Genomic DNA, 20,919 nt, shown 5'->3' with positions numbered 1-20,919 from the left:
CAGGTCCATCCCGGCGTGCAGGCACCCGGGCTGCTCGAGCTCCACCTGCGTCGCGCGGGTGGGCTGCACGGCGTTGAGCGGCACGGCGTCGCGCGTGAAGAAGCGGAAGGCGTCGAAGTGGCTGCAGCGGATCGGGTGGGCCTCCACGACGGCGTCGGTCCCCGCGCGCCCGAGGCGCAGCGGCAGGCTGTGCCGGCGTCGTGCGTCGTCCTCGCGGTAGACCATCGCCCACTCGTGCAGCCCGAAGCACCCCAGGTGCGGGCGCCGCGAGGCGGTGGCCACGAGCAGGCCCCGGACGTACCGGACCGTCTCGCCGCGGTCGGCGAGGAACGCGTCGACGTCCAGGCGCACCGCCCCGTCGTCGTCCACGACGTACCAGTGAAACCCGGCGTGCCCGGCCGGCTCACCGCCGGACGTCGGGGCCAGCGCGATCGCTGCGCCGGGGTGCCACCGGCGCAGCTGGCCAGGCCGGGTGCCGTAGTAGTCGTACAGGAAGTCGTCGATCGGGTGCCGCTCGCGGGCCACCTTCCGCGCGCGGTGCGCGGCGGTCAGGGAATCGGCGCGCTCGGCGTGGGCGGCGGCGGCCGGGAGCCACTCCTCGGGCGCGAGCCGCGCGCCCAGCCGCGCCGAATTGGTCATGGGACCAGGGTAGGCGGGGCCGTAGGGTCGAGGTGGCACGGGTGTCGAGGTGGCACGGGTGTCGAGGCGAGCGGGGAGGCGGCCGATGAGCGTTCGCGATGGATTGGTGCAGGTCGGGGGCCCGGCGGCGACCGGCGGCACGATCCTGCGCGACCGCCTCCGGCGAATCCCGGTCTTCGCCGGCGACCTGCCGCGGTTCGACCCCGAGACCGCACCCGACGACCCCGTCCGCCTGTTCGCGGACTGGCTGACCCACGCGATCAAGGCCGGCGTCGCCGAGCCGCACGCCATGACCCTCGCCACGGCGGGTGCCGACGGCACGCCGTCGGCCCGGGTCGTGATCCTCAAGGACTGCCGCGACGGCGGCTGGGAGTTCGCCACCGATGCGCGCAGCCGCAAGGCGCGTGATCTCGCGGAGAACCCGAACGCCGCGGCCACGTTCTACTGGCAGCCCCAGGCGCGCCAGGTGCGGGTGTCTGGCCCGGTCCTGGCACGGGGCCTGCGCGCGGACGCGGACGACTTCCTCGCGCGGTCCCCGGCGTCTCGCGCCGCGGCGCTCGCGGTGCGACCGGGGGAGCCCCTCGCCTCGCCCGCCGAGCTCGAGGCGGCCATCGCGGCCGCCCAGGGGCGGGTCGAACGTGAACCCGCAACGGTGCTCGCCGACTGGAGGCTGTTCGCGCTGGTCCCGCTCGAGGTCGAGTTCTTCCAGGGTGACCCCCGCCGCGCGCACATCCGCGTCGCGTACCGCCGCGACGACGTCGGCGCCCCGTGGCGGCACGAACTGGTCTGGCCATGACCGCCACGCCCGCCCTCACCCCTGGCTTCCTGGTCACCGCGATCCTGCGGGCCCACTCCCGGCTCGGCGGGGCGATCGAGCCGCTCACCGACGCCCACGTCCGGGCCCCGTCCCTGCTGCCCGACTGGAGCCGCGGCCACGTGCTCGCGCACATCTCCGGGATCGGCGCGGCCGCCGCCCGCCAGCTCGAGTACGCGCGCCGCGGCGAGCAGGTGGACGTGTACGACGGCGGTCGCCCGGCGCGCGACGCCGCGATCGAGGCCGCGGCGCCCGCGCCCGCGGCCGATCACGTGCACGCGGTGCACCGAGCGACCGAGCGGGTCGAGCAGGCGCTGACGGCCCTGGCGCCGGCGGACTGGAACCGGCCCGTGCGGTACCGCGACGGGGTGGTCCGGGACATGGCGCTGGCCTGGTGGCGCGAGATCGAGATCCACACCACCGACCTGGACCTCGGGCTGGACGCCGCGGGCTGGAGCGGCGTCCTGTGCGAGCACCTCACCGACTTCCTCGCCGAGCGCGTTCCCGCCGGAACGCGCCTGGTCCTGGCATCGCCGGACGGGTGGGAACGCGTGCTGGGCGCGGGAGCGACGCCGGTGGTCGTGCGCGGCTCGCGCACCGACCTGGTGGCCTGGCTGGCCGGTCGCAAGAGTCCGCAACCCGTCCGGGCCGACGACGGCGCGCAGCTGCCGATCCTCGATCCCTGGCCGTCACCGGGTCCCATCTCGCCAGTCAAGACGCGGCGTCCCATAAGTTGAACTCTCGGCGGGAGGTCGTCCTACTGTGAGGGATGACCTCCCCCGACCAGTACACGCTCGGCCACCAGGAGAGCGTCCTGCGCTCGCACCGTTGGCGGACCGCGGAGAACTCGGCCGGGTACCTCCTGCCAGCCCTGTACCCGACCCAGCGCCTGCTCGACGTCGGCTGCGGGCCGGGCACGATCACCGTCGATCTGGCGGCCCGGGTCGCCCCCGGCGAGGTCGTCGGGCTGGACAAGTCCGAGCGCGTCGTCGCGCTGGCCCGCGAGACCGCACGCGCCGCCGGCGTCACCAACGTGACCTTCCGGGCCGGCGACATCTACGCGCTCCCGTACGGTGACGCCTCGTTCGACGTCGTGCACGCCCACCAGGTGCTCCAGCACCTCACCGACCCCGTCGCGGCGCTCCGCGAGCTGCGCCGCGTGACGCGACCGGGCGGTCTCGTCGCCGTGCGCGACGCCGACTACTCGGCGATGACCTGGTACCCGCCGTCGGAGGGGCTCGACGAGTGGCGCGCGCTCTATCAGGAGGTCACGGCGGCGAACCACGCCCAGGCCGACGCCGGCCGGCGCCTGCTCTCCTGGGTGCGCGACGCCGGCTTCGACCCCGAGGGCATCGTGCCGAGCGCCGGGACCTGGTGCTACGCCATGCCCGACGACCGCGCGTGGTGGGCCGACCTGTGGGCCGAGCGGTCGACGTCGTCGGACTTTGCGACCCAGGCGAAGGCGCACGGCCTGGCCGACGACGTCGCCCTGGAACACCTCGCGGACGCGTGGCGCACCTGGGGCACCGAGCAGGACGGCTGGTTCGCCGTGCTGCACGGCGAGGTGCTCGCCCGGGTCTGACCCATGCTTAGGGTTAGGCCCATGCGCATCGCCAGGTTCACCACCGGGGACGACCCCCGCTACGCCCTCGTCGACGGAGAGGGTGCCGACCAGCAGCTCGTCGTGCTGACCGGCGACCCCATCTACATGCCGGTGCAGCCCACCGGCGAGCGGATCCCGCTCGACGACGACGGGGTGCGGCTGCTCGCGCCCGTGATCCCGCGGTCGAAGGTGATCGGCGTCGGGCGCAACTACGCCGCGCACGCGGCCGAGCTCGGGAACACGGTCCCCACCACCCCGCTGATCTTCTTCAAGCCGAACACCTCGGTGATCGGCCCGGACGACCCGATCGTGCTGCCCTCGTACTCCGAGGAGATCCACCACGAGGCCGAGCTCGCCGTCGTGATCGGCAAGATCACCAAGAACGTGCCGCCCGAGCGGGCCCTCGCGCAGGTCTTCGGCTACACCGTCGCCAACGACGTGACCGCGCGCGACGTGCAGCGCACCGACGGGCAGTGGACCCGCGCCAAGGGCTTCGACTCCTCGTGCCCGCTCGGCCCCTGGATCGTGACCGAGCTCGACACCGACGACCTCGCGGTCAGCGCGCGGGTCAACGGTAAGACCCGCCAGGACGGGCGCACGTCGGAATTCGTGTTCGACGTCGCCGGCCTGATCTCGTTCATCTCCGAGGTGTGCACGCTGCTGCCCGGCGACGTGATCCTGACCGGCACCCCCGCCGGCGTCGGGCCCATCGTGCACGGCGACATCGTCGAGGTCGAGGTCCAGGACATCGGGGTGCTGCGCAACCCCGTGATCCGGCGCTGACCGCGCGAGAACTAGTCTGTGTCGGTGAGTGACACTGCTACCACCGCCCCCGCCGGCGTCCCGACCGGCTCCGCAATCCGGGTCCGTTTCTGCCCCTCGCCGACGGGCACCCCGCACGTCGGGCTGATCCGCACGGCCCTGTTCAACTGGGCCTACGCGCGCCATGTGGGCGGGAAGTTCGTGTTCCGCATCGAGGACACCGACACCGAGCGCGACAGCCAGGAGAGCTACCTCCAGCTGCTCGACGCGATGCGCTGGCTCGGCCTGGACTGGGACGAGGGCGTCGAGGTCGGCGGCCCGCACGAGCCCTACCGGCAGTCCCAGCGGATGGACCTGTACGCCGACGTCGTCGCGCGCCTGGTCGCCGGCGGCTTCGCGTACGAGTCGTTCTCGACGCCCGAGGAGATCGAGGCCCGGCACCGCGCCGCCGGGCGCGACCCCAAGCGCGGCTACGACGGCTTCGACCGCGCGCTGTCCGAGGAGCAGAAGGCCGCGTACCGGGCCGACGGCCGGGCCCCGGTACTGCGCCTGCGCATGCCCGACGACGACGTCACGTTCACGGACCTGGTGCGCGGCGACGTCACGTTCAAGGCCGGCGCGGTGCCCGACTTCGTCATCGTGCGCGGCAACGGCCAGCCGCTGTACACGCTGGTCAACCCCGTCGACGACGCGCTGATGGGCATCACGCACGTGCTGCGTGGGGAGGACCTGCTGTCCTCCACCCCGCGCCAGGTCGCGCTGTACCGGGCGCTGGTCGCCATCGGCGTCGCCACGGTGATCCCGCAGTTCGCGCACCTGCCGTACGTGATGGGGGAGGGCAACAAGAAGCTCTCCAAGCGCGACCCCGAGGCGAACCTGTTCCTGCACCGCGAGCGCGGGTTCACCCCCGAGGGGCTGCTGAACTACCTCGCGCTGCTCGGCTGGGGGATCGGCCCGGACCGCGACATCTTCTCGGTCGACGAGCTCATCGCGGCGTTCGACGTCGCCGACGTCAACCCGAACCCGGCCCGCTTCGACCTCAAGAAGGCCGAGGCCATCAATGCCGCGCACCTGCGGCTCCTCGCGCCGGACGACTTCCGCGACCGTCTGGTGCCGTACCTGCACCGCGCGGGCCTCGTCCCCGCGGACTCCTACGCCGACCTGTCGGCAGCCCACCAGGGGCTGCTCGACGCCGGTGCGCCGCTGGTCCAGGAGCGCATGACGCTGCTCGGCGAAGCGCCCGGCATGCTCGGCTTCCTGTTCGCGGCCGACGACGCCGTCGTGCTCGAGCCCGAGGCCGTCGCCGCCCTGCGCGACGACGCGCCGGCCGTGCTCGACGCGGCGCTCGCGGCCCTGGCGCCGATCGCCGCGAACGACTTCACCGCCGAGCCCGTCCAGGGCGCGCTGAAGGCCGCGATCGTGGAGGGCCTCGGGATCAAGCCGCGGTTCGCGTTCGCGCCGCTGCGCACCGCGGTCAGCGGCCGGCGCGTCTCGCCGCCGCTGTTCGAGTCGATGGAGATCCTCGGCAAGGACGGCTCGCTCGCCCGGCTCCGGGCCCTGCGGGCCACGTTGGCGTGAGCGCCGACGTGGGCACTCGCCGCGGCAACGGGATCGTCGACGGGGTTCTGTTCGACATCGACGACACGCTCGTCGACACTCGCGCGGCGTTCCGCAGCGCGCTCGCGCTCACGAGCGCGGTGCACCTGCCCGAGCTGCCGCTCGAACGATACGGCGAGGTGCTCGCGCTGTGGCGGACGGACCCGAGCGGCTTCTACCGGCGGTTCTCCAGCGGCACGCTCGGGTTCCGCGACCAGCGGATGGCCCGCGCGAACCAGATGCAGGAGACCTTCGGCGGGGCCGCCCTGGACGACGCAGGCTTCGACGCCTGGGACGCAGCCTTCGAGTCCGGCTTCCGCGGTGCGTGGACGGCGCACGACGACGCGGCGCCGGTCGTCGCGGAGCTGATCGCCGACGGGATCGCGGTCGGCGCGCTGTCCAACGCACCGGTGGACCTGCAGAACCTCAAGCTCGAGCGGGTGGGGCTCGCCGGTTCGGTGCCGCTGCTGGTGGGCCTCGACACGTTGGGATTCGGAAAGCCGGACCCGCGGGTGTTCGCCGAGGCCTGCCGCCTGCTCGGCACGGAGCCGTCCCGGACCGCCTACATCGGCGACGAGCTCGACATCGATGCGTGCGCGGCGCGGGACGCCGGCCTGGTCGGGGTCTGGCTGGACCGGCCCGGATCGCGTCGCACGCCGATGACCGCCGCCGACGACGCCGCGGCGGCTGGGGTCGTCGTCGTGCACGCCCTGACCGACCTCCGCACCGCCCTACGCCTGTAACCCCTCCGACGTGTCAGCCCCAGCGCGCCCCAGGGCCTGCGCTGCGTCTGACAGACATACCTCGGCCGCGGCGGCCACAGCGATGTGCGGTGCTCTGGAGCTCGCGCATCGATCGCAGGTCGGAACGGTCGGACAGCGTCGCGGTCGAACTCAGTAGGGTTGCGCCGCATGACCGAGATCGAGATCACCGCGGGTCTCATTCGCGACCTGCTGCGGGACCAGCATCCGGACCTGGCCGAGCTGCCCCTCCACGAGGTGGAGGGCGGCTGGGGCAACCAGATGTGGCGCCTCGGGGACGAGCTGGCCGTGCGGATTCAGCGCATGGCGACCGACCCCGATCACCAGCTCAAGGAGCGCCGGTGGCTGCCGCTGCTCGCCCCACGCCTGCCGCTGCCAATCCCCGTCCCGGTGCGCAGCGGTGCGCCCTCCGAGCGTTTCCCCAAGCTGTGGACGGTCATGACGTGGGTGCCGGGCCTGCCGCTGGATCACGGGTCGATCACCCGCGGCGAGCACGCGGCCGACACCCTGGCGGCATTCCTCCGGGCGCTGCATGTGGCAGCGCCCGCCGACGCATCGGTCGATACGGGCCGCGGCGCGCACCCCAAGGACTGCACGGACGGCTTCGACCAGTTCTTCGACTCCGTCGACGCTGACGCGATCGGCTCCGATGCCGCCGACGTCCGGGCCGTCTGGGACGACGCCGTTGCGGCCCCCGCATGGGAGGGGCCGCCGGTGTGGGTGCACGGCGACCTGCATCCGGCGAACGTCGTCGTCGCGGACGGGACGCTGGCGGGCGTTCTCGACTTCGACGAACTGTGCGTCGGCGACCCCGCGTCGGACTTGGCGGCCGCCTGGGTGCTGCTGCCGGCGGGCGAGGCCGCACGCTTCTTCGCCACGTACGCGAAGGCTGACGAGGCGACGGTCCGGCGTGCCCGCGGGCTGGCCGCGCTGAAGAGCCTCTTCCTGATGCTGATGGGCCAGAACGGGGACCGCGCCCTGCCCGGCGGCAAGCCGGCGTGGGGTCCGGCGGGACGCGCGGCGCTCGACCGGGTCCTGAGCGAACGTCTGACCCGATTCCACGAGTAGATCGGCGGCTGTTTCACCTGGTGTCGCGAGTCGTCGACGACTTTCAGGTGGATGTGTGAAACAAGTCGTGGGGGTTACCGCAGGTTCGCGCGCCAGCATTCGGTGCGGTACGGAAGGTCCAGCTCGCGGCGGCCGGCCAGGTCGGGGTGGGTGCGCGCGAGGGTGTCCACGTCGTCGAGCAGGCGCTCGCGGTCGGCCGGCGGCAGCGTGAGGGTGTTGCTGCGCGAGGCGGCCAGGGTGCGCAGCTCGGTCGCGAGGATGCGGTGCGTCCACGCGAACGTCGCGCGCTCGACCGGACCGAACGCGGTGTGTCCCAGCGCCGAACCGAGGTCGGGCTCACCGTGCAGCGGGTCGAGGGAGTCCCCGCGATGAATGATCCGGGTGAACTCCTCGACCCACGGAACCGTGTGGTCGCGCACGTTCCACGCGACCCCGAGTCGGCCTCCCGGCCGCAGCACGCGGGCGATCTCGGGCACGGCGCGCTCGGCATGGAACCAGTGCCACGCCTGCGCGACGACGACGGCGTCCAGCGCGCCGTCGGCCAGCGGGATCGCCTCGGCGGTGCCCGCCAGCAGCCGCGCCCCCGGCGCGACGGCGAGCAGCTCGGCCCGCATCTTCTCGCTGGGCTCGACGGCGATGACGTCGAACCCGAGCTCGACCAGCCGCTCGGTCATCTTCCCCGTGCCTGCCGCGAGGTCCAGGACGCGCCGGGCGTCGGCGGGCACGAGCCAGCGGACGGCGTCGGCCGGGTACGGGGGGCGGGCCCGCCGGTAGGCAGCGGCGCCCTGCCCGAACGAACGGGCGCGATCCTCGCTCGGTCGGGGAGTGGCCATGATCCCGACCGTGCCACTACCCGGGGGTCCGCGTCGAGCGATCGGCGGGCCGACGTGTCAGACGCAGCGCGGGCTCTGGGGCGCGCAGCGTCTGACAACTCGGATGCGCAGTCGCCGGAGGACGAGTGCGCGGCGGCGAGCTGGTGGTGCACCGGCTCGTCCCCGGCGTGGCGTACGTCACGCCGGGTGCCCGAGGGGCTTCTCTGGTTGGACCCACCTGACCTGCTCGGGTAGAGTTCACCGCCGTACAACCCCCACGGAAGTGTGGCTCACGCCGCACGTTGCGCAGGGGCGAGTACCCCATGGGGTATGGTGTAATTGGCAACACATCGGTTTCTGGTACCGACATTCTAGGTTCGAGTCCTGGTACCCCAGCGTGGTTCTCTGTCGGATCTCCGGTAGAGTGCCCATTGCGTAGTCGATCGCGATACGGATCTGATCCGGATCGCGGCAAAGCTGCAAGGCCCCCGTTGTGTAGCGGCCTAGCACGCCGCCCTCTCACGGCGGTAGCGCCGGTTCGAATCCGGTCGGGGGTACAAACAAAAGGCCCGGTCACCGCAAGGTGACCGGGCCTTTTTTTGGCTCCGCGTTTTCGCAAGAATCGGTTGCCTGTCGCGCGAGTGCGGTCGTTCTGTCCCCTGTTCGGCCGATCAGACAGCAGATTGGCCGCACTCGCGTCCGGGCCTGGTCGGATGGGTGGCTGGGGGTCGTAGTCGATGCCCCGCCGGACCTGCCGGGCGCGTTCGACGCCGGCCAGTCGCGCGACCAGGTGCAGTGCCATGTCGATCCCGGCGCTGATGCCGGCGGAGGTGATGAGGTCGCCGTCATCGACCCAGCGGTCGTCCGGACGGACCTGAACGGTCGGTTCGAGCGCGCGCAGCTCGTCCATCGAACGCCAGTGCGTGGTCGCCGGCCGCCCGCGGAGCAGCCCGGCAGCGGCGTACACCAGCGCGCCGTTGCACACGCTGGTCATCAAGGGGACGGTGGCGCGCTGCGCGCGGACCCCGTCGAGGTGTTCCGGGTCGCGAAGCAGCGTCCGGGCGCCCTGGCCGCCGGGGTGGACGAGCACCTCATGCGCCGGCGCGTCCGCGACGGCGTGGTGTGCGCCCAGCACCAGGCCCTGGCTGCGGTCACCGGTCGCCCGTCCTGCGACAGGCAGGACACGGCCCAGCCGTCGTCCGGGTGGTTGCGGGTCCAGAAGGCCTCCCACGGGCCGACGGCGTCCAGTTCCTCGACGCCGTCGAACAGCAGGATGCCGATATGGCGCGGGGTGGTGCTGGGTTCGTTGGTCATGATCCGAGCGTCCCCGAGGGAGAATTTCGTCGCCAGAGGCAGAAATGCCCATATCCATGAGGATGCTGCCGTGCACCGAATCGTGGCGTTGGCGCTGCCTGAGGTCGTGGCGTTCGACCTGTCGATCCCGGCCCAGGTGTTCGGCCATCGCGACGAGCGGGAGCGGTATTCGTTTGCGGTCTGCGCCGCCAGGGCCGCCCGGTGCCCTCCACCACCGGCTTCTCGATTCACGCCCCGCTGGGCCTCGAGGCACTGAACTCCGCCGACACCGTGATCGTCCCGGGCTACGAGCCGGGTGGCGAGCCGGGTGACGAGCCGGGTGACGAACCTCCTCCGGCGGTGCTGCACGCTCTGCAGGCGGCGGCGAGCAGGGGTGCGCGCGTGGTGTCGGTCTGCACGGGAGCGTTCGCGCTCGCCGCGGCCGGTCTCCTCGACGGCCGGCGGGCCACCACGCACTGGCGCGCAGCCACCGAGCTAGCCGCCCGGTATCCCCAGGTGGAGGTCGATCCCGTCGTCCTGTACGTCGACGACGGACGGGTGGCGACCAGCGCCGGAGTCGCGGCCGGCATCGACCTGTGCCTGCACCTGGTGCGCACGGATCACGGTGCCGATGCTGCCGACCGGGTCGCCCGCCGGATGGTCGTGGCACCGCACCGCGACGGTGGCCAGGCCCAGTACCTGCAGCGCATCGCACCTCCCAGCGGCACCGGGCTGGCCGGGACCTGCGCCTGGGCGCTGGAGCGACTCGCCGAGCCCTCGACGGTCAGGGACCTGGCGCGGCACGCAGGCTGGGCGCCGCGCACCTTCGCGCGGTACTTCCTGGCCGAGACCGGCACCACCCCGTTGCGCTGGCTCACGGCCCAGGGCTGACCCCGCCCGCGTTTTCGGAAGAATGTGTGCGAATGGCGCTCACATTCTTCCGAAAACTGGGCTATTCACCCGAACGGCGCAGGACCTCCGTGAGGCGGTTCGCGGCGGAGACGACGGCGGCGGCGTGCAGGCGGCCGGGCTGGCGGCTCAGGCGCTCCACCGGGCCGCTCACGGACACCGCGGCGACGATCCGGCCGGAGGGGCCGCGGACGGGCGCCGAGACCGATGCGACGCCGGGCTCGCGCTCGGAGACCGACTGGGCCCAGCCGCGCCGTCGGACGCCCGACAGGATCGTCGCGGTGAACTTCGCGCCCTGGAGCCCGCGGTGCAGGCGATCCGGCTCCTCCCACGCGAGCAAGATCTGCGCGGCCGAGCCGGCCTGCATCGACAGGGTCGCGCCGACCGGGATCGAGTCGCGCAGGCCGATGGGCCGCTCGGCCGCTGCGACGCAGATGCGCTGGTCACCCTGGCGCCGGTAGAGCTGGGCGCTCTCCCCGGTGTGGTCGCGCAGCGCGGCGAGCACGGGGCCGGCCGCGGCGAGCAGGCGGTCCTCGCCGGCCGCCGTCGCCAGCTCCGAGAGGCGCGGGCCGAGCACGAACCGGCCCTGCATGTCGCGTGCGACCAGACGGTGATGTTCGAGCGCGACGGCGAGCCGATGCGCCGTCGGGCGGGCAAGATGGGTGGCAGCGACGAGCTGTGCCAAGGTGGCCGGGCCTGCCTCGAGGGCACTGAGAACCGACGCGGCCTTGTCCAGCACGCCGACTCCGCTAGAGTTGTCCATAGGTCGATACTGCCGTCTCGCGGACTGAGACGCAAGTAGGAGACCGGGAGGCGCCCCGGGACACCCCGGTGCGCGAGGACGCGAAGGGACACGACACATGGCCAGCACACTGGCGGAGAAGGTCTGGGACGCACACCTCGTGCGCCGCGGCAGCGATGGCGCGCCGGACCTGCTCTACATCGACCTGCACCTGGTCCACGAAGTGACGAGCCCACAGGCCTTCGAGGGCCTGCGGCTGGCGGGCCGCACGGTTCGCCGCCCGGACCTCACGATCGCGACCGAGGACCACAACACCCCCACGCTCGACATCGACCGGCCCATCGCCGATCTGACGAGCCGCACGCAGATCCAGACGCTGCGCAACAACGCCGTCGAGTTCGGGGTGCGCCTGCACTCCCTCGGCGACGCCGACCAGGGCATCGTGCACGTCGTCGGCCCACAGCTCGGGCTGACCATGCCGGGCCTGACGGTCGTCTGCGGCGACTCGCACACCTCGACCCACGGCGCGTTCGGTGCGCTCGCGTTCGGGATCGGCACGAGCGAGGTCGAGCACGTGCTCGCGACCCAGACGCTGCCGCTCAACCCGTTCAAGACGATGGCCATCAACGTGGACGGCGCGCTGCGCCCCGGCACGACGGCCAAGGACATCATCCTCGCGGTGATTGCCAAGATCGGGACTGGCGGCGGCCAGGGCTTCGTGCTCGAGTACCGCGGCGAGGCCATCCGCGCGCTGTCCATGGAAGCGCGCATGACCGTGTGCAACATGTCGATCGAGGCCGGCGCGCGCGCGGGCATGATCGCCCCGGACGCCACCACGTTCGAGTACCTCAAGGGCCGCCCGCACGCGCCCGAGGGCGCCGACTGGGACGCCGCGGTGGCGTACTGGAACACGCTCAAGAGCGACGACGACGCGGTCTTCGACGAAGAGGTCACCCTCGACGCCGCCGACCTCGAGCCGTTCGTCACGTGGGGCACCAACCCCGGCCAGGGCCTGCCGCTCTCGGCGAACGTGCCGATCCCCGAGCAGATCGCGGACGCGGGCGACCGGGCCACGGCCGAGCGCGCCATCGAGTACATGGCACTCAAGCCGGGCACCCCGCTGCGGGACATCGCCGTCGACACGGTCTTCATCGGCTCGTGCACGAACGGGCGCATCGAGGACCTCCGGGCGGTCGCCCAGGTCGTCGAAGGACGCCACAAGGCCGACACGCTGCGCGTGTTGGTCGTGCCCGGCTCGGCCCGGGTGCGGCTCCAGGCGGAGGCCGAGGGGCTCGACAAGATCTTCCTCGACTTCGGCGCCGAGTGGCGCAACGCCGGCTGCTCGATGTGTCTGGGCATGAACCCGGACCAGCTCGCACCGGGGGAGCGCAGCGCGTCGACGTCGAACCGCAACTTCGAGGGCCGCCAGGGCAAGGGTGGGCGCACGCACCTCGTCTCCCCGCTCGTCGCGGCGGCGACCGCGATCCGCGGCACGCTCTCCTCGCTCTCGGACCTGACCGACGACGACGGCGCCCCCGCCCGCCCGGTCACGGACCTGCAGCACGCCTGAACACGCACCGTGTCATCACGCAGCGCGCGGCATAGCCCGCGCAGCGTCTGACACCTGCCTCACCACCTGGTCAGTCGGACTCGGCGCGTGGTACTCCCCGCGCCGGGTCTGACCCGAGAAGGAAGCTCGAGCAAAGCCTCATGGAGAAGTTCACTCAGCACACCGGAGTCGGCGTCCCGCTGCGTCGCAGCGACGTCGACACCGACCAGATCATCCCCGCGGTCTACCTCAAGCGGGTCACCAGGACCGGCTTCGAGGACGCCCTGTTCGCCGCCTGGCGCGGCGACCCGGCCTTCGTCCTCAACCAGGACGTCTACGCCAGCGGCTCCGTGCTCGTCGCGGGACCCGACTTCGGCACCGGCTCCTCGCGCGAGCACGCCGTCTGGGCGCTCAAGGACTACGGCTTCAAGGTCGTCATCTCGGCGCGCTTCGCGGACATCTTCCGCGGCAACTCGGGCAAGCAGGGCCTGCTCGCGGCGACCTGCGCGCCGGAGGACATCGAGCTCATCTGGAAGGTCCTCGAGACCCGGCCGGGCACCGAGGTGACCGTTGACCTGGTGTCCCGCACCGTCACGTGCGACGACATCGTGGCGCCGTTCCAGATCGACGACTACACGCGCTGGCGCCTGATGGAGGGCCTGGACGACATCGGCCTGACCCTCAACCACGAGGCCGAGATCACCGCCTTCGAGGCGAAGCGCGAGAGCTGGCGCCCGCGCACGCTGCCCGCCAAGCACCTGCCCGCCGTCGACATCGAGGCCGCCCGACCGGTCCGCTGAAGGAGTGCCCCGCGCGCGGTCCGTGCGAGGGTTACCGTTCGACACGCGGCGCCGCGCCGTGTGCGGTAGTAGGTGGGAGCCTGACCAGTGAGCAACCATGGGGGCATGACAGACCTGCTCTACGTCAACGGCGGCACCCCGCTAACCGGTGAGATCACGGTTCGCGGTGCCAAGAACTTCGTGTCCAAGGCCATGGTCGCCTCGCTGCTCGGCGACGGCCCCAGCGTGCTGCGCAACGTCCCGCAGATCCGGGACGTCGGCGTGGTCAAGGGCCTGCTCGAGCTGCACGGGGTGACCGTCCTGGCCGACGACGCCGCGGGCACCCTGCACCTCGACCCGAGCAACGTCGAGTCCGCGCACGTCGCGGACATCGACGCGCACGCCGGGTCGAGCCGCATCCCGATCCTGTTCTGCGGGCCGCTGCTGCACCGGCTCGGCGAGGCGTTCATCCCCGATCTGGGTGGCTGCCGCATCGGGGACCGCCCGATCAACTACCACCTCGACATCCTGCGCCAGTTCGGTGCGGTGGTGGAGAAGCGCGAGCAGGGCATCCACATCACCGCCCCGCACGGGCTGCAGGGCACCAAGATCGCCCTGCCGTACCCGAGCGTCGGCGCGACCGAGCAGCTCCTGCTGACCGCGGTCCGGGCCGAGGGCATCACCGAGCTCGCGAACGCCGCGATCGAGCCCGAGATCATGGATCTCATCAACGTCCTGCAGAAGATGGGCGCGATCATCTCGGTCGACACCGACCGCGTGATCAAGATCGAGGGCGTCGACCGGCTCAGCGGGTTCAAGCACACGTCCCTCGCGGATCGCATCGAGGCCGCGTCCTGGGCGTCGGCCGCGCTCGCGACGCAGGGCGACATCTACGTGCGCGGGGCGACCCAGCCGGAGATGACCGCCTTCCTGAACACGTTCCGCAAGGTCGGCGGCGAGTTCGACGTCGACGACAACGGGATCCGGTTCTGGCACCCGGGCGGCGACCTCAACCCGATCGTGCTCGAGACGAACGTGCACCCGGGGTTCATGACGGACTGGCAGCAGCCGCTCGTCGTCGCGCTGACCCAGGCCAAGGGCCTGTCGATCGTGCACGAGACGGTGTACGAGAACCGGTTCGGGTTCACCGACGCGCTCGTCGGGATGGGCGCGACCATCCAGGTCTACAAGGAGTGCCTGGGCGGGCGGCCGTGCCGGTTCGGCCAGCGCAACTTCTTCCACTCCGCGGTGATCTCCGGCCCGACGCCGCTCGCGGCCGCCGAGATCGAGGTCCCCGACCTGCGCGGCGGCTTCAGCCACCTGATCGCCGCCCTGGCGGCCAAGGGCACCTCCACGGTCAAGGGCATCGGCCTGATCGACCGCGGCTACGAACACTTCACCGACAAGCTGACCTCCCTAGGCGCCGAGTTCAGCCGCACCTGACCCGACGCAGCCGGGCGGGTCCGGGCGCCCTCACCCGCCCGGCGGGTAGCATCCCTGACCGTGCCAGCACCGAAGCGGTCGAACCGCGCCTACCGCAACCTTGCTCGCGTGATCCGTCCTTTTCTGTTTTCGGTCACCCGGCGGGACTGGCGCGGGACGGAGAACTTCCCGGCCGACGGCGGCTTCATCGCTGCCGCGAACCACATGACCAACATCGACCCGCTGACGTTCGCGCACTTCCTGTACGACAGCGGGTTCGCGCCGAAGATCCTGGCGAAGTCGTCCTTGTTCACCGTTCCCGTGCTCGGGCCGGTGCTGCGCGCGACGGGGCAGATCCCGGTCTTCCGGAACTCCGCGGACGCCCGCAAGTCGCTCCAGGCAGCGGTCACGGCCCTCGAGGACGGCGAGTGCGTCGCGGTCTTCCCCGAGGGCACGCTGACCCGCGATCCGGACCTGTGGCCCATGGTCGGCAAGACCGGCGTCGCGCGGCTGGCCCTGACGACGAGGGTGCCGGTGATCCCCGCCGCCCAGTGGGGCGCGCACAACCTGCTCGGTCGCTACGAGAAGCTCCTCAAGCCGTTCCCGCGCAAGCACGTCACGGTCGTCGCCGGGCCGGCGGTCTACCTGGACGACCTGTACGACCGTCCGCTGGACACCGTCACGCTCCGCGAGGCGACCGAGCGCGTGATGGCGGCCATCACGGCGCTGCTCGAGGACATCCGCGGCGAGCAGGCGCCCGCCGTGCGCTTCGACTCGCGCTACCCGAACGGCAAGCCGAACAACCACGCGGCGACGCCCGCCGCCGAGCCCGACGTCGTGCTCGATGGCGTGCCGGACGTCGCGGTTGATTCCGCGTTCGGCGCGGCGCCTGATGCCGAACCCGACGTCGCGCCTGACGTCGCGCCTGACGTCGCGCCTGACGTCGAGCCCGACTTCGAGCCCGACTTCGAGCCCGACGTCGAGCCCGACTTCGAGCCCGACGTCGTGCCCGACGCCGCGGTTGATGCTGCGTTCGGCGCCGCGCCCGAGGTCGCGCCCGAACGGCGAGCGACGCCCGAGGCCTCGGCGTGACCGCTCTGCGGGCGGCCGTCCTCGGCACCGGTGCGTGGGGCACGACCTTCGCCGCGGTGCTGGCCGACGCCGGTTGCGACGTGGCGATCTGGGGTCGCAGCGCCGCCGTGTGCGCCCAGATCACCAACGAGCACCGCAACGAGGCCCGACTGCCGGGGATCGACCTGCCGGCCGGCGTCTGGGCGTCGACCGACGCCGCGCGCGTCCTGGCCGACGTCGACCTGGTCGCGATCGCCATCCCGTCGCAGAGCGCGCGCGCGACCCTGGAGTCGATGCGCGACCTGATCCCCGCCCGTGCCGTGGCGGTCTCGCTGATGAAGGGCGTCGAGCTCAGCACCGACCAGCGCATGAGCCAGGTCGTCGCCGAGGCCCTGGGTCTGCCGGCGGACCGGATCGCGGTCATCTCGGGCCCGAACCTCGCGCGCGAGATCGCCGAGCGCCAGCCCACGGCGACCGTGGTCGCCTCGACGAGCGAGGAGACCGCCCAGCTCGTCGCGAGCGCGTGCTCGTCCGGCACGTTCCGCCCGTACACCAACCACGACGTCGTCGGCGTCGAGCTGTGCGGGGCGGTGAAGAACATCATCGCGGTCGCCGTGGGCATCGCCCAGGGCCGGGGCCTGGGCTACAACACGATGGCGACGATCATCACCCGCGGCCTGGTGGAGATCACCCGGCTCGGGCTCGCGCTCGGCGCCGATGCGGAGACATTCCCCGGCCTGGCCGGCATGGGGGACCTGATGGCGACCTGCGCGTCGCCGCTGTCCCGCAACCACAGCCTGGGCGTGCGGATCGGTCAGGGCATGACCCTGGAGGAGGCGATCGCCGCAACCGGCGGCACCGCCGAGGGCGTCAAGACCTCGCGCTCCGTGCGCGAGCTGGCCGAGTCCGTCGGGGTCGAGATGCCGATCACCGCCGCCGTCGTCCGCGTCCTGCACGAGGGCCTGCCCGTCGACGAGCTGGCCCCCCTCCTCCTGGCCCGCCCCGTCAAGGCCGAAGGCATCTAACCCCAGCCCCCGATCGCGCAGCAGCGGGCAGCAACCGGCCGCCGCGCCGCAAACTGCGCACAAACGTGCGGACTGCGCACATCTGATGTGCGCAGTCAGCGCCGATGTGCGCAGTCTGTCGGCGCGACCCTGCGGCGGTCAGGCCTCGGGGAGGGTCCAGAGGGCTTGGGAGAGGTCGGACCAGAGGTCCTCGACGTCTTCGATGCCGACGGACAGACGGAGCAGGTCGTCGGGCACGGTGAGCGACTCGGTCGCGAACCGGCGGCGCCGTTCGAGGCTGGACTCGACCCCGCCCAGGCTCGTCGCCGGGACCCAGAGCCGCAGCGCGTCCACGACGGCGTCGGCGGCGCCCGCCCCACCGACCGGCCGGACCCCGATGATCGAGCCGAAGCCGTTCATCAGGCGCTTCGCGCGGGAGTGCCCGGGGTCCTGCGGCAGGCTCGGGTGGCGGACCTCGACGACCCGGGGGTGGGTGGCGAGCCGGCGCGCGAGCTCCGCGGCGCTCGCCTGGGAGCGCCCGACGCGCAGGGCGAGCGTCCGCAGGCCGCGCAGCGCGAGCCAGACCTCCCACGGCCCCGCGATCGAGCCGTGCAGCGTCCGGTAGGCCTCGAAGCGAGCGCGCAGGTCGGCGTCGTCCACCACGATGGCGCCGAGCACCACGTCGGAGTGCCCCGCGAGGTACTTCGTCACCGAGTGCACGACGACGTCCGCACCCCAGCCGAGCGGCCGCTGGCCGAGCGGCGTGGCGAAGGTGTTGTCGACCGCCACCGGGCAGCCGACGGCGTGCGCGGCTGCGACCAGGGCGGGGATGTCGGCGACCTCGAGCATCGGGTTCGTCGGGGACTCGACCCAGAGCAGCGACGCCGGCACGGGCCCCTGCACCGCCGCCGTCACGGCCGCGGTGTCCGCGATGTCCACCCGCACGACCTCGACGCCGGCGCGGGCCGCGAGGTCGTCGGCGAACGCAAGAGTGACCTGGTAGGCGTGGCGTGCGATGACCAGGCGGCCACCGTGCGGCACGAGCGACATCGCGGCGGCGATCGCGGCCATCCCGGAGCCAAACACCAGCCCGGGCAGCGCGGCACCCTCGAGGTCGGCCAGCGCGCGCTCGAACGGCACCCACGTCTCGGTCCCGGCCCGCGCGTACAGCAGGTCGCCCGGCGGCGGCGTCCCGGCCGACACGTACGTCGAGGACAGCACGACCGGCGCGTTCACCGGCCCCCCGGGCGTGCGTTCGGGACGGCCGGACGTGACGGCGATGGTGGCGGGTGCCAGGCCGTGGACCTGGCCGCCGGTTCCGATAGGTGCGTGCACCCGAGCAGGTTAGCCGCCCGCACCACGGGGCAGGCGCCCGCGCCCGGTAGGGTCGTGCGCGATGGAGCCGATGCCGCAGTCCCAGAACCCCAGCACCCCTGCGACCACCACCGCACCCGACGCGACGAGCCCGACCCCTGCCACGGCAGGGGTCACCAAGCCTCGCGTCCTGGTGCTGTTCGGGGGCCGTTCCGGTGAGCACGCGATCAGCTGCGCGACCGCCGGGGGTGTGCTGCGCGCGATCGACCGCACCAAGTACGACGTCGTCCCGGTCGGCATCACACCGGCCGGCAAGTGGGTGCTGGTCGAGGACGACCCGGACCGCTGGTCGATCGTGGACGGCCGCCTGCCCGAGGTCACCGACGGCCCCGCCCAGGTGCTGCTGCCCCAGTCCGCCGAGGAGAACGGCCTGCAGGTCCTCTCGGCCGGCACCGTGCCCGCGGAGCTCGGCCGCGTCGACGTCGTGTTCCCGCTGCTGCACGGCCCGTTCGGTGAGGACGGGACGCTCCAGGGCATGCTCGAGCTCGTCGACCTGCGGTACGTGGGCGCGGGAGTGCTCGCGTCGGCCGTCGGCATGGACAAGCACTTCATGAAGCTCGTGTTCGCGGCCCAGGGCCTGCCCATCGGCCGGTTCGCGGTCCTGCGGCCGGGGGACTTCGACCGCAACCCCGTCGCCTGGACGCAGACCGTCGCGGCCCTCGGGATGCCGGTGTTCGTCAAGCCGGCCCGTGGCGGCTCGAGCCTGGGCATCACGAAGGTCGACTCGCTCGTCGACCTGCCCGCGGCGATCGCCGAGGCGCAGCGGCACGACCCGAAGGTGATCGTCGAGGCCGCCATCATCGGGCGCGAGATCGAGTGCGCGGTGCTCGGCGGGCACGACGGGCGCCGGGCCCGCGCGTCCCAGCCGGGCGAGATCGAGGTGAACACCGAGCACGCGTTCTACGACTTCGAGGCCAAGTACCTGAGCGAGGCCGACGTGCAGCTGACCTGCCCGGCCGACCTCCCGGCGTCGGTGATCGCCGAGGTGCGCGACGTCGCGGTACGGACCTTCGAGGCCGTCTCGTGCGAGGGACTCGCGCGGGTCGACGTATTCGTCACACCGGAGCACCGCGTCATCGTGAACGAGATCAACACGATGCCCGGGTTCACGCCGTTCTCGATGTACCCCCGCATGTGGCAGGCGTCCGGGATCGCCTACCCCGAGCTCATCGACGAGCTCCTGCAGCTCGCCCTGGCCCGACCCGTCGGTTTGCGCTAGCCGAGTTGTCAGGCCCAGCGCGGTCCCTGGGGCGCGTTGGGGCTGACACGTCGGGCGGGCGGTTCAGACGCAGCTGCGGAGCTTCTTGGCCTTGGCGACGGCCTTGCCCAGGTCCACCAGGAAGCTCGTCGAGCCCGCGGAGGTGACCTCGGGCGGGACGGTGACCTCGACCGCGGGCTCGCGTCCGTAGGTCGTGAACGTCCAGCGGGCCTTAGTGTCCGCGTCCGGATGGCCCTCGACGGCGACCCAGTCGACGCTCGTCCCGGTGCTGTCGGTCGCGGTCACGCACTTGTCGGTGGTCGGCGGCAGGAGATCGACGCCGCAGCGCAGCACGATCGGCGCCGCCGGGTCGCCCCAGGCCGCCGTGGCCTGGCTCGTGGTGTTCAGGTGGCCGAACTGCGCGAGCTCGGCGGGCAGGGCGAGCACGACGCTCGCGCACACCGGATCGGCGGCGTGCGGCGCGACGTCCACGCTCACCGCCGGGGTGCACGCCGCGCAGGCCGCCAGGGTGGCCATCGCGAGCGCTGAGACGGCGGCGGCGCGGCGCGCGGGCGCACGCCGGTGACCGGCCCGGGGACGGGTTCGGGCGGGCTGTCGGCGCGGGCGTGACACGGAGTCACGGTATCCCGCAGGTCCGGTGGAGTTCACCGCGCGCAGCGCCCGCGGCCGCGCGTGGGTACGGTTGCGGCCGTGAACCGCACCGACCCCGCCACGGCCGCACCTCTCGCCGCTGCCGAACCGACCGCTGAGCCGACTGCTGAGCCGACTGCTGAGCCGACTGCCGAGCCGACTGCCGAGCCGACTGCCGCGCCGACTGCTAAGCCGACCGCCGAGCCGACCGCCGCGCCGACTGCCGGGCCGACCGCCGAGCCGACCGCCGCGTCGACCGCCGTCCCGACGCCCGATTCGAGCGCCCAGCCGACCCCCGAACCGACCGTCGCGGACGTCACCGAGGACCAGCTGCTCGCGCTGATCTTCCCGCTGCTCTCCCCCGGGCCCGCGACGCTGCTCGGGCCCGGGGACGACGCCGCCGTGGTGGCTGCCCCCGACGGCCGTGTCGTGGTCTCCACGGATGTGCTCGTCGAGGGCAGGCACTTCCGCCGGAACTGGTCGACGGGGGCCGACGTCGGCTGGCGCGCGGCCATGCAGAACCTCGCCGACATCGCGGCCATGGGGGCGAGCCCGACGTCGCTCGTGGTCACCCTCGTCGCGCCCGCGGACCTCCCGGTGAGCTGGGTCACCGGCCTGGCGGGCGGGCTGGCGGCGGCGTGCGGGCCGCACGGGGTGGGCGTCGTCGGCGGCGACCTGTCGGGCGGCGACCTGATCGTGGTCTCGGTGACCGTGCACGGGGACCTTGCGGGTCGCCCGCCGGTGCTCCGCTCGGGTGCCCGCGCGGGCGACGTCGTCGCGCACGCGGGGGTGCGCGGATGGTCGGCCGCCGGGCTCGCGCTGCTGGGCGCCGGGCGCGGCGAGGTTGCCCCGGCGCTCGTGCGGGCGTACCT

The 20,919-nt window shown here is 72.8% G+C and carries 20 protein-coding genes, 2 tRNA genes and 2 pseudogenes; 17 read left to right on the top strand and 7 right to left on the bottom strand.

The annotated features are described in order from the left end of the window. Positions 1-639 (bottom strand): 3-methyladenine DNA glycosylase (locus tag VIM26_RS01345; RefSeq protein WP_331948511.1); only part of this gene is annotated, 639 nt, incomplete at its 3' end. Positions 640-724: 85 nt separating this feature from the next. Here VIM26_RS01345 and VIM26_RS01340 point away from each other — a divergent pair. The 7 genes from VIM26_RS01340 (at position 725) to VIM26_RS01310 (ending at position 7,243) form a co-directional block, all read left to right on the top strand. Then, entirely contained in the window at positions 725-1,435 is a 711-nt protein-coding gene (locus tag VIM26_RS01340; RefSeq protein ID WP_331948510.1) for a pyridoxal 5'-phosphate synthase, read from the top strand. Continuing rightward, positions 1,432-2,190 carry a maleylpyruvate isomerase family mycothiol-dependent enzyme gene (locus VIM26_RS01335; protein ID WP_331948509.1) on the top strand — a complete coding sequence of 253 codons (759 nt, stop codon included), beginning with the start codon at positions 1,432-1,434 and terminating at the stop codon, positions 2,188-2,190. The genes VIM26_RS01340 and VIM26_RS01335 overlap by 4 nt, the downstream gene beginning before the upstream one ends. Before the next feature lie 32 nt (positions 2,191-2,222). After that, complete coding sequence (locus VIM26_RS01330; RefSeq protein ID WP_331948508.1) at positions 2,223-3,035, top strand: methyltransferase domain-containing protein; 813 nt, start codon at positions 2,223-2,225, stop codon at positions 3,033-3,035. A gap of 21 nt (positions 3,036-3,056) precedes the next feature. Continuing rightward, a complete protein-coding gene (locus VIM26_RS01325; RefSeq protein ID WP_331948507.1) occupies positions 3,057-3,839 on the top strand; it encodes a fumarylacetoacetate hydrolase family protein in 783 nt (260 codons plus the stop codon). A gap of 24 nt (positions 3,840-3,863) precedes the next feature. Continuing rightward, positions 3,864-5,396 (top strand): glutamate--tRNA ligase, encoded by a 1,533-nt coding sequence (gltX, locus tag VIM26_RS01320; protein WP_331948506.1) that lies wholly within the window; start codon positions 3,864-3,866, stop codon positions 5,394-5,396. Further along, positions 5,393-6,157 carry an HAD family hydrolase gene (locus VIM26_RS01315; RefSeq protein ID WP_331948505.1) on the top strand — a complete coding sequence of 255 codons (765 nt, stop codon included), beginning with the start codon at positions 5,393-5,395 and terminating at the stop codon, positions 6,155-6,157. Before gltX ends, VIM26_RS01315 begins: the two co-directional genes overlap by 4 nt. A 168-nt stretch (positions 6,158-6,325) precedes the next feature. Beyond that, complete coding sequence (locus VIM26_RS01310; RefSeq protein WP_331948504.1) at positions 6,326-7,243, top strand: phosphotransferase; 918 nt, start codon at positions 6,326-6,328, stop codon at positions 7,241-7,243. A 74-nt stretch (positions 7,244-7,317) separates the two neighbouring features. On the opposite strand, the gene VIM26_RS01305 is transcribed toward VIM26_RS01310, so the two are convergent. Further along, the gene (locus VIM26_RS01305) at positions 7,318-8,076 is read right to left on the bottom strand and encodes a class I SAM-dependent methyltransferase (protein ID WP_331948503.1); all 759 of its coding nucleotides are present in this window, start codon (positions 8,074-8,076) and stop codon (positions 7,318-7,320) included. A 303-nt stretch (positions 8,077-8,379) separates the two neighbouring features. On the opposite strand from VIM26_RS01305, the gene VIM26_RS01300 reads away from it, so the two are divergent. Together VIM26_RS01300 and VIM26_RS01295 are read left to right on the top strand one after the other, a co-directional pair. Beyond that, a tRNA-Gln gene (locus VIM26_RS01300) sits at positions 8,380-8,451 on the top strand. A gap of 88 nt (positions 8,452-8,539) precedes the next feature. After that, a tRNA-Glu gene (locus VIM26_RS01295) sits at positions 8,540-8,612 on the top strand. A 284-nt stretch (positions 8,613-8,896) separates the two neighbouring features. Here VIM26_RS01295 and VIM26_RS01290 read toward each other — a convergent pair. Continuing rightward, positions 8,897-9,145: pseudogene (locus VIM26_RS01290) on the bottom strand (DJ-1/PfpI family protein); the annotation flags it as partial. Continuing rightward, positions 9,049-9,369: a hypothetical protein gene (locus VIM26_RS01285; RefSeq protein WP_331948502.1), complete on the bottom strand. Its 321-nt coding sequence runs from the start codon at positions 9,367-9,369 to the stop codon at positions 9,049-9,051. The pseudogene VIM26_RS01290 and the gene VIM26_RS01285, both read right to left, overlap by 97 nt. 201 nt (positions 9,370-9,570) lie before the next feature. Here VIM26_RS01285 and VIM26_RS01280 point away from each other — a divergent pair, with 201 nt between their 5' ends. Then, positions 9,571-10,239 (top strand): DJ-1/PfpI family protein, encoded by a 669-nt coding sequence (locus tag VIM26_RS01280; protein WP_331948501.1) that lies wholly within the window; start codon positions 9,571-9,573, stop codon positions 10,237-10,239. A 61-nt stretch (positions 10,240-10,300) separates the two neighbouring features. Here VIM26_RS01280 and VIM26_RS01275 read toward each other — a convergent pair whose 3' ends face one another. Next, positions 10,301-11,020: an IclR family transcriptional regulator gene (locus VIM26_RS01275; protein WP_331948500.1), complete on the bottom strand. Its 720-nt coding sequence runs from the start codon at positions 11,018-11,020 to the stop codon at positions 10,301-10,303. A 97-nt stretch (positions 11,021-11,117) separates the two neighbouring features. On the opposite strand from VIM26_RS01275, the gene leuC reads away from it, so the two are divergent. The 5 genes and pseudogenes from leuC (at position 11,118) to VIM26_RS01250 (ending at position 16,845) form a co-directional block, all read left to right on the top strand. Beyond that, on the top strand, positions 11,118-12,569 hold the full coding sequence (leuC, locus tag VIM26_RS01270; RefSeq protein WP_331948499.1) for a 3-isopropylmalate dehydratase large subunit: 1,452 nt from the start codon (positions 11,118-11,120) through the stop codon (positions 12,567-12,569). Positions 12,570-12,709: 140 nt separating this feature from the next. Then, positions 12,710-13,348, top strand: a complete 639-nt coding sequence (leuD, locus tag VIM26_RS01265) for a 3-isopropylmalate dehydratase small subunit (protein ID WP_331948498.1) — start codon at positions 12,710-12,712, stop codon at positions 13,346-13,348. Between the two features lie 105 nt (positions 13,349-13,453). After that, positions 13,454-14,770: a UDP-N-acetylglucosamine 1-carboxyvinyltransferase gene (gene murA / locus VIM26_RS01260; protein WP_331948497.1), complete on the top strand. Its 1,317-nt coding sequence runs from the start codon at positions 13,454-13,456 to the stop codon at positions 14,768-14,770. Positions 14,771-14,830: 60 nt separating this feature from the next. Next, positions 14,831-15,538 (top strand): annotated as a pseudogene (locus VIM26_RS01255) (lysophospholipid acyltransferase family protein); the annotation flags it as partial. Positions 15,539-15,846: 308 nt separating this feature from the next. Further along, complete coding sequence (locus tag VIM26_RS01250) at positions 15,847-16,845, top strand: NAD(P)H-dependent glycerol-3-phosphate dehydrogenase (RefSeq protein WP_331948512.1); 999 nt, start codon at positions 15,847-15,849, stop codon at positions 16,843-16,845. A 138-nt stretch (positions 16,846-16,983) separates the two neighbouring features. Here VIM26_RS01250 and VIM26_RS01245 read toward each other — a convergent pair whose 3' ends face one another. Beyond that, positions 16,984-18,159, bottom strand: a complete 1,176-nt coding sequence (locus VIM26_RS01245) for a PLP-dependent aspartate aminotransferase family protein (protein WP_331948496.1) — start codon at positions 18,157-18,159, stop codon at positions 16,984-16,986. 70 nt (positions 18,160-18,229) lie between these two features. Between VIM26_RS01245 and VIM26_RS01240 the strand changes: the two genes are divergently transcribed. Further along, entirely contained in the window at positions 18,230-19,417 is a 1,188-nt protein-coding gene (locus tag VIM26_RS01240; protein ID WP_414696426.1) for a D-alanine--D-alanine ligase family protein, read from the top strand. 63 nt (positions 19,418-19,480) lie between these two features. Here VIM26_RS01240 and VIM26_RS01235 read toward each other — a convergent pair whose 3' ends face one another. Next, positions 19,481-20,029 carry a DUF3515 domain-containing protein gene (locus VIM26_RS01235; RefSeq protein ID WP_331948493.1) on the bottom strand — a complete coding sequence of 183 codons (549 nt, stop codon included), beginning with the start codon at positions 20,027-20,029 and terminating at the stop codon, positions 19,481-19,483. Positions 20,030-20,377: 348 nt separating this feature from the next. On the opposite strand from VIM26_RS01235, the gene VIM26_RS01230 reads away from it, so the two are divergent. Further along, on the top strand, positions 20,378-20,919 hold a 542-nt coding region (locus VIM26_RS01230), incomplete at its 3' end, for a thiamine-phosphate kinase (protein WP_414696425.1).

Origin of the sequence: Pengzhenrongella sp., assembly GCF_036565025.1 — a bacterium.
Taxonomy (GTDB): Bacteria; Actinomycetota; Actinomycetes; order Actinomycetales; family Cellulomonadaceae; genus Pengzhenrongella.
This window is presented reverse-complemented; position numbering and strand designations above follow the sequence as displayed.

Bases quoted from the DNA above. Each gene is read 5' to 3' on its own strand.
- VIM26_RS01335 (WP_331948509.1), top strand. From the start codon at position 1,432: ATGACCGCCACGCCCGCCCTCACCCCTGGCTTCCTGGTCACCGCGATC.
- VIM26_RS01325 (WP_331948507.1), top strand. From the start codon at position 3,057: ATGCGCATCGCCAGGTTCACCACCGGGGACGACCCCCGCTACGCCCTC.
- VIM26_RS01310 (WP_331948504.1), top strand. From the start codon at position 6,326: ATGACCGAGATCGAGATCACCGCGGGTCTCATTCGCGACCTGCTGCGG.
- VIM26_RS01330 (WP_331948508.1), top strand. From the start codon at position 2,223: ATGACCTCCCCCGACCAGTACACGCTCGGCCACCAGGAGAGCGTCCTG.
- VIM26_RS01340 (WP_331948510.1), top strand. From the start codon at position 725: ATGAGCGTTCGCGATGGATTGGTGCAGGTCGGGGGCCCGGCGGCGACC.
- VIM26_RS01305 (WP_331948503.1), bottom strand. From the start codon at position 8,076: ATGGCCACTCCCCGACCGAGCGAGGATCGCGCCCGTTCGTTCGGGCAG.
- murA (WP_331948497.1), top strand. From the start codon at position 13,454: ATGACAGACCTGCTCTACGTCAACGGCGGCACCCCGCTAACCGGTGAG.
- leuD (WP_331948498.1), top strand. From the start codon at position 12,710: ATGGAGAAGTTCACTCAGCACACCGGAGTCGGCGTCCCGCTGCGTCGC.
- VIM26_RS01240 (WP_414696426.1), top strand. From the start codon at position 18,230: ATGCCGCAGTCCCAGAACCCCAGCACCCCTGCGACCACCACCGCACCC.
- VIM26_RS01285 (WP_331948502.1), bottom strand. From the start codon at position 9,369: ATGACCAACGAACCCAGCACCACCCCGCGCCATATCGGCATCCTGCTG.
- leuC (WP_331948499.1), top strand. From the start codon at position 11,118: ATGGCCAGCACACTGGCGGAGAAGGTCTGGGACGCACACCTCGTGCGC.
- VIM26_RS01275 (WP_331948500.1), bottom strand. From the start codon at position 11,020: ATGGACAACTCTAGCGGAGTCGGCGTGCTGGACAAGGCCGCGTCGGTT.